Below are 15,954 nucleotides of genomic sequence, written 5' to 3'. Positions count from 1 at the left end.
TCTGCCAGACACTCCTGGGCGCAAAAACCGACGCAAAAACCGCCCTGACCAAACTCCAAAGCGATATCCAGTCAGTCATATCATGAGCACAACACCATCAGTGATCCACCAACGCTCCTCTGACAGGCCCGGGCGTGCTGCAGGAGTGGAAACCAAAGTCATACGTGGGCGCAGAGGGAAACCACGTCGTGAACGTATTCCCGGCCAGTCACGGTCGACCCTGGCCATCCTCATCGCCCCGTCGGTCCTCATTCTGCTGCTGACCAATGCGTATCCGATTGCCTACGCGGCCTTCCAGTCTGTCCACGATGGCTCCCTGATCCAGGCCGGGGAGTTTGTTGGGCTGGATAACTTCGCGAGGGTCCTCTCCGGGGAAGCCTTCTGGAAGGCTGCCGGTTTCACCGTCACCTTCACGGTGGTGGGGGTCTTCGGGAGTTGGATGGCGGGCCTGGGGCTGGCGCTGCTCCTGCAGCAGCGCATCCCCGGCCGGGGCCTGCTGAAGACACTGCTGCTGCTGCCATGGGTTGTCCCTGTCGTGGTATCGGCGACGTCGTGGAACTGGCTTCTGGCAACCGATTCGAGTCCCGTCCCCACGTTGATGCGCTCCCTGGGGTTGGGGGACCAGCGGTTGCTTTCCGATCCGTTCCTGGCGCAGGTTACGGTCTGTCTCTTCATCGTGTGGCTGAACTTTCCGTTCATGATGCTGATGATGAGCGCCGCGCTTACTTCAGTGGACGAGAGCATCTACGAAGCCGCGAAAATTGACGGCGCGACGCCTCGCCAGCAGTTTCTTCACATGACCCTCCCGATTATCGCCAAGCCCACCTACATCTCGTGGGTACTCATGACGATCTTCTGCGTCAATGAATTCCCGGCGATTTGGCTGCTCACTCACGGTGGCCCAGTCGGATCGACAAGCACACTCGTAGTCCTGGCGTACCGGACCGTCTTCCAGAACTTCCAGACAGGCCCCGGCGTTGCCATCGCCTTTATGATGACTATCGCCCTGGCCACCATCGCAACGGTACTCTTCCGCCAGATCCGAAAGTCGACAATCGAATGACCGCTCTCAATGTCACCCGGGCGACAACAGTTCTGCCCAACAAGAATCTTGATCCAGCTGAGAAGGGAAAGTGGAAGCGATTCTCAGTCCTCCTCGCCATTGCCGTGGTGGCCCTTATCCCGATCATGGGTACGGTCATCCTCTCCCTGCGGTCCAACAACGGCACCGGAGGGTTCACGCTCGATAACTTCATCTCTGTGGCAACCGAGACACAGGTTCTCGCCTGGCTGCTGAACAGCCTGCAGGTAACGTTCGCCACGGTTGTGGTGTCGGTGTGCGTGGCCGCGCCGGCTGGTTATGTCCTCTCACGAGGTCGCAGCAGGCTGGTGGAAGGGTATTCTCTGCTGCTGTTCGTCATACAGTCCCTGCCGGTGATCACGTCGGTCATTCCCCTGTTCATCCTGTTCAGCGGCATGGGTCTGGCGGACAACCTGGTCGGCATCACCATCCTGTACGTGGCCAGTTCAATGTCTGTCGCGACCTGGATGATGGCTTCCTACATGGATGGCATACCGGCCAGCCTGGAGGAAGCTGCCTGGATCGACGGAGCCTCGGTCTTCGGAAGCTTCTGGCACATCGTGCTGCGGAATTCACTTCCCGGTGTCCTGTCGACTGCTATTTTCACGTTTCTCATTTCGTGGAATGACTACCTCGTTGCCTCGATCTTTCTCCGTACAGCCGGCACGTTCACGCTTCCGATCGGCGTCCAGACGTTCTTTCAGCAGCATTCGACCGACTGGGGTTCTGTCATGGCGGTAGCAGTAATCATGATGCTTCCCCCCACGATCCTCTTCGCCTTCTTGAACAAGTACTTCAGCGTCGGCGGCGTAGCCGGATCTCTCGCCGGACGCTAGCCAGACACACCACATCAGGTGGGCAAAAAGACTGTGGCCCTGTCCGGAAGGACGGGGCCACAGTTTTTCTGTATCCAGATCACATCTTGTGCTGTTATCCGGGGGAAGCGTGCAGCGGCAGCCGTCCACGGCCGCCGCTCAGTGACTGCCCGTAACGCCACCCTTGGACTGGCAGTGCGGGCCGGCAGGTCTGACGAACAGAAGCTAGGGGTCACGGCCGCACGGTTCTGTTTACCCCCGGCTGAGGCGTCTGGGTGGGTCAGAGCCGGCGATCGGGGCTAGCGCGCCTCGCCGAGGAATGACTCGATGTCATGCCCGCCGTCGAGTATTTCGGCTGTTCCATGATCTGAGGTCTGGTGATCTATCAGCGCGGCATGTGCCAGCCTCGCCATTTCCTTTGTGGCAGGTGAGAGCAGCTGGCCGTGGCGCTTTATGAGGGCGAGCGTGTCGTACATGGGTTCTGCAAGTGACACCGTGTGCAGCCCCCGGGGCAGCACCTCAGACTCGATAGCTGCACGGCAAGCAATGGTGTCACCGAAGCCATCTGCCGCCAGGGAGAGCGCAGCGGACAGATATTCCACCTCAATGCTGGCATTCAGGGACAGGCCGTTAAGCTGTGCCCTGGCGGAGAGCTGCTTACGGGCGGGGTCCGTTTGCGCATAATGGGCGTCATACAGGATGAGTGGGGTCCGGCATATGGTGTCTATGCCGGGTGGGGCCTTCACCCTGTCCGGGCTAGCGCTCACGTAGACGACTTCGTCGCGCGCCAGGGGCAGGACGTCAAGTCTGTCGTCATCGATGGGCAGGGTCACCAGGCCGGCTTCAAGATGGCCGTTTACAACGTCGCTTACGGTCTCAGCGCTGTTTTGGCCCACGAGGCGGATGCGCACATCGGGATGCTTTTGACGGAAGCGTTTGGCGAGGTCCTGCCGGATGTAGAACTCCGCATTGCGGAGCAGGCCAAAAGTAGCCGTTCCTCCGCCCAACGAAAGCAGAGCATTTACCGCTTCGGTTCCCTGCTTCGCCGAAAAGACTGTCTGCTCAGCGTAGGGAAGCAGCTGCTCGCCGGCGGCAGTCAGCACCAGTGACCGACCGCTTCTACTGAACAGGGACGTGCCGAATTCGGTTTCCAGCCGACGGATCAGGTCAGATACCGCGGGCTGGGTCATGCCAAGTGTGACTGCCGCTGCAGTAAATGTCTGTCCGGTCGCTGCTGCGACAAACGCTTCCAATTGGGCCAGAGTCATAAGCCAATCCTATAGCTCCCCAAGAGAAACTTTGAGGACGACCCTGCAAAGGTTGAAAGTGAGAACGAAGCAGGCCTACTCATCGATGGCTATCGACCGCTGAGTATTTTCCGTGAGCGGGGCAAGTCTTCCGTGGCCGCCCGAAGCGATGGACTGGGGCTTGAGTACGAGCTCAAGGAAGTCGCGCTCGAGCAGGTTTCGCTCCAGGACAAGGTCCACGACGGGCGTCCCAGTCCTCAGGGCCTCTGCAGCGATCCTCCCTGATTCCTGATACCCCAAATACGGGCTGAGCGCTGTGACAATGCCGATGCTGCGAGCTACATGCTCTTCCAGGGTCGTTTCGTTGGCAGTAATTCCGTCGATGCAGTAGTCGGAAAGGGTGATTGCAGCTTCAGACAGGTGATCGATGCTACGGAAGATGCACGCCGCGATAATGGGCTCAAACGGGTTGAGCTGAAGTTGTCCCGACTCCGCGGCGAGGGAGACAGTGACATCAAATCCAATAATCTCGAAGGCAACCTGATTGACGAGTTCAGGGATCACCGGATTCACTTTTCCGGGCATGATGCTGGAGCCGGCTTGTCTGGGCGGCAGATTGATCTCATTGAAGCCTGCCCGGGGCCCTGAAGAGAGGAGCCTCAGATCGCTGCTGATTTTGGACAGCTTTACAGCTGCCCTTTTGATGGTGGCTGAGAGGAGAACGAAGACCCCACAGTCCTGTGTCGCTTCGACAAGATCGGGACTGATGATGACCGGGAAACCTGTAATGCACTCAAGCCTCTCCCGAACAGCCGCCGAGAACTCCGGATGCGTGTTCAGCCCCGTACCAATAGCCGTGGCGCCAAGATTAATCTCATGCAGGTGCGCGGCTGCCTCCTTTAACCGCTCGACGTCCTCACGGATGGTCACGGCATAACTTCTGAACTCCTGCCCCAATGTCATCGGCACCGCATCCTGAAGCTGGGTGCGGCCCATTTTAACAACGTGGTCAAACTCGCCGGCCTTTGCTTCGCACGCCCGGCAGAAGTGCTCCAATGACCTAATGATGCGGTTGCAGCCGGTAATGGCGGCAACTTTCAGTGCTGTCGGATAGACATCGTTCGTGGATTGACCGAGATTCACGTGGTCGGTGGGGCTCACCACCTGGTACGCACCCTTCGGGTGGCCCAGGTGCTCCAATGCAAGGTTGGCTATCACTTCATTGGCATTCATGTTTGTAGATGTGCCTGCGCCTCCCTGAATGAGGGAGACGGGAAACTGCTCGTGGTGCTGGCCGGAGCGCAGCTGCTCGCAGGCGACGACGATGGCATCGCCCACTTCCGGGTCAAGCAGACCGAGAGCAACGTTTGCCTCGGCGCTTGCCTGCTTTACCGCCGCGAGGGCAGGCACCAGTCCCGCAACGCTTCCGACCGAATCACCGGTGAGGCGGAAGTTTTCTTGAGCCCTCAATGTGTGGACTCCCCAATAAGCGTCCCCGGGGACCTCCCTGGCGCCGAGCAGGTCAGTCTCCTGGCGGAGACTTGGAGAACTTACTGAATCCATAAAGCTCCACCCAACCGTCGATAGAAGCTCGGCACGCCCCGTGCCAAGCCATAACTAAAACTTTTAGAAGTTACACATAGCATAAGGCTACCCAGCGCGACCATGAAGAGGCCACTACATAAGCAAACCTTAGAGTCCCTGTTCATTAGCGGTACATAATGCTATGGTTAAGTCGTTTCTGAGACTTGGAGCACACGCACTTCCGCGCTTTGGCTCCACAAACGAAAGAGAAATCCATTGCGCACTTTCCTTAAAAACGCAGAAGTCACGGTCTCTGAGCCGACCTCCCCTGCCGGTGTCCGCGAAACCGTTGAAAGCGTCATCGCTGACGTGCGGGCCAAGGGCGATGAAGCCGTCCGCACCTACTCCGAAAGGTTCGATTCCTGGTCTCCGGAGTCTTTCCTTCTTTCCCAGGATGAGATCGACGCTGCCATTGCCCGTCTTCCCGAGCAGACGGTAACGGACATCAAGACGGTCCAGCGCAATGTTGAACGGTTTGCCCGGTTGCAGCTCGCCTCCTTGAAGGACTTCGAAACAGAAGTCGAGCCTGGCGTGATCCTGGGCCAGAAGAACATCCCGATTGACGCTGTTGGCGCCTATGTTCCCGGGGGCCGGTACCCGTTGCTCGCATCGGCACACATGACAATCGTGACTGCAAAGGTTGCCGGAGTTCGGCGGGTCGCTGCCGCGACACCGGCCGCCGGCGGAGTTGTGCCTGACGCCTCGATCGCCGCAATGCACTTCGCTGGCGCCGACGAAATTTACCTTCTCGGAGGCGTTCAGGCTGTCGCAGCGCTGGCTGTCGGAACCGAAACCATCGCCCCAGTCGACTTTTTGGCCGGTCCCGGCAACGCGTATGTGGCGGAAGCAAAACGGCAGCTGTTCGGCGAAGTCGGCATCGACCTCTTCGCCGGCCCGACCGAGGTGCTCATCATCGCTGATGGATCAGCCGATCCCTTCTTGATCGCTGTGGACCTCCTGAGTCAAGCCGAACACGGGCCTGACTCACCCGCCATCCTGGTGACCACGTCCGAAGAGGTCGGGCGGCGCGTGCTGGATGAAATTGACCAGCAGCTCATCGGGCTGTCCACTCGAGCAGTCGCCGGGGCAGCGTGGCGGGACCATGGCCAGGTCATCCTTGTGGACGACCTGTCTGAGGCCTACGCCGTGTCGGACGACTTCGCCAGTGAGCACGTTCAGGTTCTGACCCGTGAACCCCGTGAGGCTCTAGCCAAGTTGGTGAACTACGGCGCACTGTTCCTTGGTGAAAACACCTGCGTTTCCTATGGGGACAAGGTGATCGGCACCAACCACGTTCTGCCCACACGGAAAGCCGCACGCTACACAGGGGGGCTGTGGGTCGGCAAATACTTGAAGACGGTCACCTACCAGGAAATAACCAGCGATTCCGCCAGTGCCGAATTGGGCGAGCTTCTGGGCCGAGCCGCCCGTGCAGAAAACTTCGAAGGGCACGCGCGCTCGGGTGACATCCGCGCGTCCAGGATCGCCGGCTCACGTCCCGCCTGGGCTTCCTAAAACCTCCCGGCGGTGGCCGGCCGCAAGCGGCCCCGCCGGGACCCCAGCAAACCGTGGTTGGTGGACTCACAAAGTCTTGCAACCCTAAGCTCCAGGACACGTCGGGACATAAAACGCCCGGGCGCAGCCGACCAAAAAGGAGAAGCCATGGCCGCAAAACCGGCACCGGAGAATGAGGACTACACGGCCACCCAGGCTCCTGAAGACAAGGACGCCGTCACAGTCCCGGAAATCACGTACGACGAACAGTTTTACCCGGCCAGGCCCCGGCAGCTGCGGCCGGCCGCGCGCCGACGCCAGTCGATCTCAGAGGGCAAGCCGCCCTTCGATCCAGACGGCCGGAACAGCGTCTACGTTGAGTGGCTCCGGAACCAATCCATGTTGGGGGACGCGGATGCACTGGCACGACAGTTGTCAGGACAGGCAAGCATGTGGCACAACTCCTACGCTCATCCGGACCCGCGAACCGCACTGGAACGTGCCTCCGTCTGGTTTACCGCCTACCCGTTGTCCTACATCACCGGAAGCGGACAGTCGTTCTTGTCTGCGCTTGCGCAGAGCGATCTGTGGGACGCCTTCCAGGAAATCGGCATCCAGGCCCTACACACCGGACCGGTTAAGCGTGCAGGAGGCCTCTCAGGCTGGGACTTCACGCCCAGCGTCGACGGCCACTTCGATCGCATCAGTATGGGTATCGACCCAATCTTTGGCACAGAGGAAGAGTTCCGCGCCATGTGCAAAGCGGCGGTCGACCATGGGGCCACCATCATCGATGACATCGTTCCTGGCCACACCGGTAAAGGCGCAGACTTCCGTCTGGCAGAAATGAACTACAGGGATTACCCGGGTGTCTATCACATGATCGACATCCCCGAGGAAGACTGGCACCTGCTGCCTGATGTTGCCGAGGGTCATGACTCAGTCAACATCAGCATCGATGCCGAGCGTGCACTCCAGGAGGCCGGTTACATCATCGGGGCGCTTCAGCGCGTCATCTTCTACGAACCCGGTATCAAAGAGACAAACTGGAGCGCAACCAAGCCAGTAGTTGATACCACCGGCAAGCTACGACGGTGGGTGTACCTGCACTACTTCAAAGCGGGGCAGCCATCCATCAACTGGTTGGATCCGACCTTTTCAGGCATGCGCCTCGTCATGGGTGACGCTTTGCATTCCCTGGTCGACTTGGGCACGGGCGCCTTGCGTTTGGACGCCAATGGCTTCCTCGGCGTTGAGAAGAGCGCCGATCAGCGCCCCGGCTGGTCCGAAGGTCACCCGCTGTCGGAAGCTGCAAACCAGCTGCTGGCAAGCATGGTGCGCAAGGTCGGGGGATTCACGTTCCAGGAGCTAAACCTCACCATCGACGACATCAAGTCCACCTCTCAGACCGGACCGGACTTGTCCTACGATTTCATCACCCGGCCCGGCTATCACCACGCTTTAGTCACCGCGGACACAGAATTCTTGCGCCTGACCCTGCGGCTGGCCATGGAGCTCGGCGTTGACCAGGCTTCCTTGGTCCATGGTCTTCAGAACCATGACGAACTCACCTACGAACTGGTCCATTTCACGACCAAGCACAAGGACGAGTCATTCAAGATCTTTGGAGGCGAACTGACGGGCGCGGAACTGGCCGCCAGAATCCAAGATGATCTGCGGGCAGGAATCACCGGGGCAGCTGCCCCTTACAACCTCACGTTCACAACCAACGGAATTGCCTGCACCACCGCCAGTGTGATTACCGCCAGCCTGGGCATATCCGATCTCACCACTATTTCCGAGGAAGACGAGGAACGGATTCGGGATGTCCACATCCTTCTTTCCATGTACAACGCACTCCAGCCCGGCGTATTTGCCCTTTCCGGCTGGGACCTCTGCGGAATAGTCACCTTGGAGCGTTCCAAGGTTCAGCCCCTCATAGCAGCTGGTGACACTCGGTGGATCAACCGCGGCGCACATGACCTGATGGGCATTAACGCCGACGCAACGGAATCAACCTCGGGCATTCCGAAAGGCAGGAGTATTTATGGAACACTGCCCGAGCAGCTGAAGAACGGGGCATCCTTTGCCCGGAGGCTTTCACGGGTACTCGCGGTCAGAAAGGAGCTGGGCATTGATAAGGGAACGCTGATCGACGTGCCGGATGTTTCCCATCCCGGCCTGCTGGTTATGGTCCATCGTCTCCCGTCCGGTGCAGTCGCACTCACGGTCCTCAACTTCACGGACCAAGAGCTGTCAGGAACCGTGCGTTCCGGGCACCTCACCTCAGGCATGGACATTCGCGACGCTTTTACCGGTGACACGCTCGGCACCGTCGATGACCTTCACAGTTTCTTCATCAATCTCCGGCCATATCAGGGCCAGGCCTTGACCGCCCACGAAGCCAACCAGCATGACGAAAGCCTTCCACCAACCTCAGAGCGCGCTTAGCAAAATGACGGCTGGATCCCAGCCGACACGACGAAGGAGAATGACGTGACACGCATCAACGCAGAAGGTGGCACTACGGGGCATCTCGCGAGTCGGCTTCTTACCCGGGTACTCCAAACATTCGGCCAACGTCGCGACCAGAGACACTCGTCTCAGCGAATCGAGCCGCCGGACTCGCCAGCATGGACGGACACCATGCTGCCCACAGGAAGCCTTTTCAGCACCATTCAGGCTGCCCGGAGGAAGTCTCTGGGCAAATGAGCTGCCTCAGCGCCCACCAGGGGAATAACTAACGGCCCTCAACACGCTCAGGCGCGCATTTCCAAGACGCAGGGGCAACCGGGTCCAAAATCACAGGAACAACATCATGATCTTAGAAGCGACCGAAGAAACCATGGCCCAGGACCAAAACCTGCGAATCCAGCACGATTGGATCTCGGCGAAGGGCAGATATGTACACGTGCGGCTCAAGCACGGCCCTCAGGAAGAGGGAGTGGTCGAGGATGTTACAGCGGACGGCGCGATACTTTGGCTAGCCGCCCACGGCCCCAACACACGCAGCATGATCCTTCGTTGCGAGGGTTACGAAGTCTGGATGGCAGCGCAATAAATTCTGGATCCAGGCGGTCTATGACTTCTGGGAACCCGGCAACCCTCGACCTGGCACGCCCGCCTCGGGCAGGCTGCAGGCAGTAACCGACAAAAACATGAGGGTGGTCACCGACAGGATGCCCAGAGCGAACAGCGCCGGGACATCGGTGTAGCCGGGGCGAATCAACAAAATAAGAAGTGCCGCAGCGCCAAGACATGCAACAGCTCCCGCAAAGCTTCCAGCTGCAACAGCAGCGGATCTGCGCCGGCCGCGCCGCGCCAGGGACTCGAACCTTACGTTCCGATTCACCGGATCCTCTCATTGGGCGGCCAGGAGCCGACCGATCAATTCCTTGCTTTGAATCTACGCACCCGTTGTATCGGCAACAGTCCTGGATGTTGCGGGGACGTTACACTCTGGACAGCCAGAATAGGCTAACAAAATCAGCTCAGCCAGAAGCACACCCAGCATTGGAGAACTTGGAGGCGGGGGCAAAAAACCTTCAGGGACCATGGGAGGTCGTGCCGCTTAAATCACTCGTCAGACGGCTTTTCCTGCAAACGGGAGCGCCGCAGGGCCGGCCCGTAGTTATTGCCATCGACGGCCGCGGCGGGAGCTGCAGCCGTGGTTTAATGCATCAATCTGGATACACTCGGACCCGGCTACGGCCGCAGACAGGCTCGTTCAACGTGACGGTAACACGGACGCCGAAACGGCTTCTCCGGCTGGCGCGGGATGCAGAAGAAGACCCCTTCCTGCGTTCATACGAACCTTGGAACAGAGCGAACATCGTCATCGATGGCTCATCGACACTTAGCTATTCAGAGCAGAGTGGTTCTCGCTGGCACCGGAGGGTTAAGAACACCGTAACTAGTGCTGAGTGATAGGAACGGCGTCAAGATACGGGTGAGCGATGACCAACTCCCGGAGTGCCTGCTGGGCTGCCCGGATCCGGGCCAACCGCTGCAGCTCCCGAGGAACAGCCAGCCAATACTTTCGCTTAATTGATACCGAGTCCTCCAGGATCCGGACTAGACGAGGATCAGGCTCAGCAATAAATGCGGGGAGTATCGCAACGCCCAGCCCTGCGACTGCCGCCATCCATTGCCCGGTTATGTTGTTGGTCTGGATGCCCGGGCGGACTCCAGGAACTGCTGCATCCAAAAAACGAAGTGCCGGGATATCCAAGAGCGAATCAACGTAGCCGATAAGGGAGTGCCGGAGGAGCTCATCAACGCCGGATATTGGCCCATATCGTTGGACGTACAGTTCACTCGCATAGAGTCCCAGCGGATACTCCGCCAGTTCGGTCGCCTCCACTCCGCGGATCGTTGGTCTTGCCAGCGAGATGCCCACGTCGAATTCTTTTGTTGCCAGCAGGTTCAGGCGGGTCGCCGTGACTACCTCCACGTTCAGGTCCGGGTACCTTGTTCGCAGATCTCCTAGCCCAGGGCTGATAACAAACGCTCCAAACCCATCAGGAGTGGCAATTCGCAAAGTGCCAGACAACCGCCCTGGTGAGGAACCCAGTTCCTCGGCCGCAGCAAGCAACGATGATTCAACGGCCTCGGCATGCACGGCGAGGCTCTCTCCGGCCTCGGTGAGCTCCCAACCTCCAGGGGCCCGCACGAACAGTCTCGCACCACTGTCCTTTTCCAGCTGCGTAATCCGTCGGCCCACCGTCGTATGATCAACGCCCAAGCTGCGTGCTGCCGCGGCTAATCTGCCCGTTCGGGACACCTCCAGGAAAAAGCGCAAGTCATCGGCAGATATCAGCATTCACCAATCCTACCGTGCATTTTTGCCCGGGCGCGGGCCTTTTTGACCATTGTCTGGGCATCTGTGCCGTGCCAAGCTTGAGATAGTTCTCATACGAAGTCCCCTTAGCGGAACAAACAAAGGTGTTTTTTATGGTTGCCAGCATCGCTCTTCCCCGTCTTATGCGTGTGGGCGGGGGCGCCGCCCATGAGACGGGGACTTTGGTCAAGGATCTCGGCGGAAAACGTCCACTTGTTGTCACCGATTCCTTCATGGTCACGACGGGCATCGCTGAGCTTATAACCGAAGCTCTGAACAAGAGCGGGCTGAAAGTGGCGGTATTCTCCGGAACCGTGCCTGATCCCACGACAGATTCTCTAAGGGCAGGCGTAGCCGCCGTTAAAGAACACAACGCGGATATCATCATCGGCCTTGGCGGTGGCAGCGCCATAGATACAGCCAAAGCACTTGGAATCTTGAGCCGGCAAGGCGGCGCGATGCGTGACTACAAGGCGCCGAGGAATAATGTTGGGCCCGCGCTTCCCGTCGTCGCAATTCCCACCACCGCAGGGAGCGGCTCTGAGGCCACGCAGTTTACGATCATCAGTGACTCGGAGACCAACGAAAAAATGCTGTGTGCCGGCATCGCATTCCTGCCCGCAGCTGCCGTCATCGACCACACACTTACTTTGTCCATGCCACCGCGGCTGACTGCTGACACTGGCATCGATGCTCTGACCCACGCCATCGAAGCCTTCGTGAGCAAGAAAGCTAATCCCTTCTCCGATGCTTTTGCACTGTCGGCCATCAGGACGATCGGGACGAACCTGAGGAAGGTCTACGAAGACGGTTCGGACCAGGCAGCCCGGGAAGCCATGATGCTGGCCGCGACGCAGGCAGGTATCGCCTTTTCCAACTCCAGCGTCGCCCTGGTTCACGGCATGAGCAGGCCCATAGGCGCCCACTTTCATGTGGCACACGGCCTGGCGAACGCCATGCTGTTTCCGGCCGTCACAGAGTTCTCCGTAACAGCTGCCGAGGCTCGGTATGCCGAGTGTGCTCGGGCCCTGGGCGTCGCTTCCGCAGCTGCATCTGATAGGGAAGCTTCAGCGGCGCTCGTGACCGAACTTCACTCCATCAATGCCGACCTCGACGTCCCCACCCCGGAGGTGTTCGGGATCGACCGGGAAGCCTGGGAATCCAAGCTCCCGCTCATGGCCGAACAAGCGCTGTCCTCCGGTTCGCCGGCAAACAACCCCGTCATTCCTGATGCACAGCAAATTCAGGAGATTTACGCAGGCATCTACGCCTAATCCATAGGCCCTCCTCAGACTTCACATGAGCGGGATGGGGAACCAACCCTCCCATCCAGATTCTTCACATCCGGGCGCCTTAACGCCCCGGTGCTCTAGCCAGAAAGACCAAAAAAATGTCAACGACGACCGTCACCACCACCATCAACCACTTCATCAACGGCACCGAAACCGCCGGTGAGGGCACCCGCACGCAGCCTGTTTACAACCCGGCCACCGGTGCCGTCTCCGCGGAGCTGCGGCTGGCCAACCGTGCGGACCTGGACAACACCGTCGCCGCCGCCCGCGCCGCCGCCGACAGCTGGGGTGATATTTCCCTGGCCAAGCGCACCAATGTGCTGTTCAAGTTCCGTGAACTCGTCGCGGCCCACGTGGACGAGCTCGCCGAACTGATCACGGCTGAGCATGGCAAGGTCCTTTCCGACGCGAAGGGTGAGATCGGCCGCGGCCTGGAGGTCATCGAGTTCGCCTGCGGCATCCCCACCCTGCTCAAGGGCGACTACTCGGACCAGGTCTCCACCGGGATCGATGTCTTCTCCTTCCGCGAGCCGCTCGGCGTGGTTGCCGGGATCACCCCGTTCAACTTCCCTGTGATGGTGCCGCTGTGGATGGCGCCGATGGCTATCGCCGCCGGCAACGCGTTCATCCTCAAGCCCTCCGAGCGTGACCCGTCCGCCTCGATGCTGCTGGCCAAGCTGTGGAAGCAGGCCGGCCTGCCCGACGGCGTGTTCCAGGTCCTGCACGGCGACAAGGAAACCGTGGAGGGTCTCCTGACCCACCCGGACGTGGACGGCATCTCCTTCGTCGGGTCCACCCCGATCGCCCAGTACGTCCACGAAACCGCCACCAAACACGGCAAGCGCGTCCAGGCGCTCGGCGGGGCGAAGAACCACGCGATCATCATGCCCGACGCCGACCTGGACAACGCCGCGGACCACCTCGCCGCCGCCGCGTTCGGCTCCGCCGGGGAACGCTGCATGGCGATCTCCGTGGCCGTCGCCGTCGGTGACGCCGCGGACCTGATCGTCAAGAAGGTCGAAGAGCGCGCCCTCGCCGTGAAGGTCAACAACGGCACCGCGCCCGACGCCGAAATGGGCCCCGTGATCACGCCCGCCGCCAAGGTACGCATCGTGAAGATCGTCACCGAAGCCGAAGCCGCCGGCGCCGCTATGGTCGTTGACGGCCGCGATCTTGTGGTCCCCGGCCACGAGGAGGGCTTCTGGGTGGGCCCCACGGTCATCGACCACGTCAAAACCGAAATGACCGCCTACACCGAGGAAATCTTCGGACCGGTCCTCGTGGTGGTCCGCGTCGAGGACCTGGACGCCGGCATCGCCCTGATCAACGCCAACCCCTACGGCAACGGCACAGCCATCTTCACCTCCTCCGGCGCCAACGCCCGGAAGTTCCAGCGCTCCGTGACCGTGGGCATGATCGGCATCAACGTGCCACTGCCCGTCCCAGTGGCGTACCACTCCTTCGGCGGCTGGAAGGCCTCCCTGTTCGGCGACAAGCACATCTACGGCCCCGAAGGCGTCTCCTTCTACACCCGCGGCAAAGTAGTCACCTCCCGCTGGCCCGAACCCACCCACGCCTCCGGCGCCTCCTACAACTTCCCCTCCAACTAGACTCGACGCGCGTTACCAGGCCCCGGTACACGGATGAAGCGACCCGCTAAGACTGCTCGCCCTGCTGGCAAAGCTCAGAAGAAAACATACGCTGCCCTCGATCCCCTCAAGATCCTCCGGTACCTGATGAGCGGCTTTGTGATAACAGGGGCTGTCGTCTGCTTTCAAGCCCAGGGATCTCTAATGCTCGTGGGGGGACTAACAGCGCTGATCATCGCATGCGGGTGGTTGTCAGCCGACTGGGTAAGCCAACCAGGCAATGAACGTGAAAGGACAGGATGGAAGGCACTAAAGCCTTGCGCTGGGGACTCATCGGCGCCAGCGACATAGCCGAAACCCGGATGATCCCCGCCATCGACCGCGTAGGCGACGGGATTCTGGCGGTAGTCAGCGGGGCCCCGGAACACGGTAGCGCCTTTGCCCGCCGAAATGGCATCCCGCGCTATTGCCAGCGACTCGACGAGCTACTTGAGGATCCCCTCATAGATGCTGTCTACATTTCCAGCAAAAACGATCGTCACGCGGAACAAACCATAGCGGCTGCAGCGGCCGGAAAACACGTGCTGTGCGAAAAACCTATCGCCACATCCCTTAGTGATGCTCGCTCCATGATTGCTGCCTGCGAGGCTGCCGGCGTCGTGCTGGCCGTCAACCACCATCTTCCTGCCGCCGGTACGCACCGAACCATGCGTCAGCTGCTGCAGTCTGGCGCCATCGGTCGGCCCCTCGCTGTCAACGTCAGGCATTCCACGCTCCTGCCCGAGCGGCTGAGGAAATGGCGTCTCGCGGGGGAAGCGGGTGCGGGCGTGGTAATGGACCTTTCAGGTCACAACGCGTCGGTAGTCAACCAGCTGCTGGGGACAAAACCATTGCACGTGATGGCTACAACAGCCCATCAGGGAGACTGGGAGGCACAGGCCGAAGACGCAGTGAGCGCTTCCATCCAATTTGAAGACGAGGTCCTCGTAGGCTTCCAGGACTCCTTTACCTTGCCGTTCACCGCCTCATTTATCGAAGTGAGTGGTGACAAGGGAACGATGGTCGCTCACGACGTCATGACGCCTGAACCTACTGGAACAGTCTTCCTGCACGATGGCATCGGTCGGCGAGAGATATCTGTGGCAGACCGCCGCCACACCTACGACATCACGCTCACAGCCTTCAAATCCTCAATCCGTGGCGCTTCCCGCCCGATCGTCGGTGGAGTGGACGCCATGAACACTCTCGCCATAAGCCTTGCAATCCTTCGCTCGGCGAGCCTGGGCCAAAGATGTGCGATCGACTACACCTCAGCATGAGCATGGACCTGCCCAGGGAAAATGATCATCATCCGCTATGTCTCCCAAACAATTCAGGGGACGGCACGTCCCCGCGGTCATACGATTTCCGCCATCTCTGCCCTGGCGACTTTGTGGAAGCAATACGGGGCACTGCGGTCGTTTACTCAGGGACCGTGTCGGAAGCCGAGCCAACGGTTGGTCTGTTCTGGATTCTGGATCGAGAGACCGGATCACGCCGGCTCGTTGACTTCGATGCTTACAGCGTGAGGTTCTCCAAGGCCCCCTAAAAGGTTCGGCCTGACCTAGGCGGCGAGAGCTCAGGGGCGCGGCCATGCCCAACTCGGCTCTGCATTCGTGATCAAGGGACGACGCAAGGGATCAAGTTGCTTGTGCCACCGTTGGTCTTTTGCACCTTGCCGGTCCGGTAAAGCTCTGCTCCCGTTTTCTCTTCAAGCGGCGGAATCCTTGCGCACAGCGCGCGCACGCCCTTTGTTTAGCCAACGCTTTTACCAAAGTTAGTACTTGAGTTAAATGAGATCTTGTGTACTCTTCCTTATAGGTGATGTGCGGCTAGTCACATACTCCCGGCGATGCCGGGTGCATTGCAACGAGTTGGTGCGCCTTCTCTTCAACCCTCAGCTATTGCGAAGGAATCGTCATGAACAAGAACACCCCGCTCGTCTCGAGCATGTCCCGGCGTGGATTCATTTC

Annotated in this window: 11 protein-coding genes; 8 read left to right on the top strand and 3 right to left on the bottom strand. The window is 59.8% G+C overall.

The window, feature by feature from the left end:
• The first annotated feature begins 82 nt into the window (after positions 1-82).
• The gene (locus ACZY1F_RS21125; protein ID WP_463944383.1) at positions 83-1,063 is read left to right on the top strand and encodes a carbohydrate ABC transporter permease; all 981 of its coding nucleotides are present in this window, start codon (positions 83-85) and stop codon (positions 1,061-1,063) included.
• The gene (locus tag ACZY1F_RS21120) at positions 1,060-1,917 is read left to right on the top strand and encodes a carbohydrate ABC transporter permease (protein WP_463944382.1); all 858 of its coding nucleotides are present in this window, start codon (positions 1,060-1,062) and stop codon (positions 1,915-1,917) included. Before ACZY1F_RS21125 ends, ACZY1F_RS21120 begins: the two co-directional genes overlap by 4 nt.
• 278 nt (positions 1,918-2,195) lie before the next feature.
• Here the strand turns inward: ACZY1F_RS21120 and ACZY1F_RS21115 are convergent, their stop codons facing one another.
• Together ACZY1F_RS21115 and ACZY1F_RS21110 are read right to left on the bottom strand one after the other, a co-directional pair.
• Positions 2,196-3,164 (bottom strand): LysR family transcriptional regulator, encoded by a 969-nt coding sequence (locus ACZY1F_RS21115; protein ID WP_463944381.1) that lies wholly within the window; start codon positions 3,162-3,164, stop codon positions 2,196-2,198.
• Positions 3,165-3,239: 75 nt separating this feature from the next.
• Entirely contained in the window at positions 3,240-4,706 is a 1,467-nt protein-coding gene (locus tag ACZY1F_RS21110; protein WP_463944380.1) for an aspartate ammonia-lyase, read from the bottom strand.
• Between the two features lie 237 nt (positions 4,707-4,943).
• Here ACZY1F_RS21110 and hisD point away from each other — a divergent pair, with 237 nt between their 5' ends.
• The 3 genes from hisD (at position 4,944) to ACZY1F_RS21095 (ending at position 9,282) form a co-directional block, all read left to right on the top strand.
• The gene (gene hisD / locus ACZY1F_RS21105) at positions 4,944-6,242 is read left to right on the top strand and encodes a histidinol dehydrogenase (protein ID WP_463944379.1); all 1,299 of its coding nucleotides are present in this window, start codon (positions 4,944-4,946) and stop codon (positions 6,240-6,242) included.
• A 147-nt stretch (positions 6,243-6,389) separates the two neighbouring features.
• Positions 6,390-8,672, top strand: a complete 2,283-nt coding sequence (gene treS, locus ACZY1F_RS21100) for a maltose alpha-D-glucosyltransferase (protein ID WP_463944378.1) — start codon at positions 6,390-6,392, stop codon at positions 8,670-8,672.
• A gap of 367 nt (positions 8,673-9,039) precedes the next feature.
• Complete coding sequence (locus ACZY1F_RS21095; RefSeq protein WP_463944377.1) at positions 9,040-9,282, top strand: hypothetical protein; 243 nt, start codon at positions 9,040-9,042, stop codon at positions 9,280-9,282.
• Positions 9,283-10,134: 852 nt separating this feature from the next.
• Here the strand turns inward: ACZY1F_RS21095 and ACZY1F_RS21090 are convergent.
• Positions 10,135-11,043 carry a LysR family transcriptional regulator gene (locus ACZY1F_RS21090; RefSeq protein ID WP_463944376.1) on the bottom strand — a complete coding sequence of 303 codons (909 nt, stop codon included), beginning with the start codon at positions 11,041-11,043 and terminating at the stop codon, positions 10,135-10,137.
• A gap of 131 nt (positions 11,044-11,174) precedes the next feature.
• Here ACZY1F_RS21090 and ACZY1F_RS21085 point away from each other — a divergent pair, with 131 nt between their 5' ends.
• From ACZY1F_RS21085 to ACZY1F_RS21075, 3 genes are all read left to right on the top strand, one after another.
• Complete coding sequence (locus ACZY1F_RS21085) at positions 11,175-12,335, top strand: iron-containing alcohol dehydrogenase (RefSeq protein ID WP_463944375.1); 1,161 nt, start codon at positions 11,175-11,177, stop codon at positions 12,333-12,335.
• Positions 12,336-12,451: 116 nt separating this feature from the next.
• Entirely contained in the window at positions 12,452-13,963 is a 1,512-nt protein-coding gene (locus tag ACZY1F_RS21080; RefSeq protein ID WP_463944374.1) for a CoA-acylating methylmalonate-semialdehyde dehydrogenase, read from the top strand.
• 278 nt (positions 13,964-14,241) lie between these two features.
• Positions 14,242-15,261 carry a Gfo/Idh/MocA family protein gene (locus ACZY1F_RS21075; RefSeq protein WP_463944373.1) on the top strand — a complete coding sequence of 340 codons (1,020 nt, stop codon included), beginning with the start codon at positions 14,242-14,244 and terminating at the stop codon, positions 15,259-15,261.
• The last annotated feature ends 693 nt before the right edge of the window (positions 15,262-15,954 follow it).

This window comes from Pseudarthrobacter xylosi, assembly GCF_055412765.1.
The sequence above is the reverse complement of the archived record's forward strand: the minus strand, read 5'-3'. Positions and strand labels throughout refer to the sequence as shown.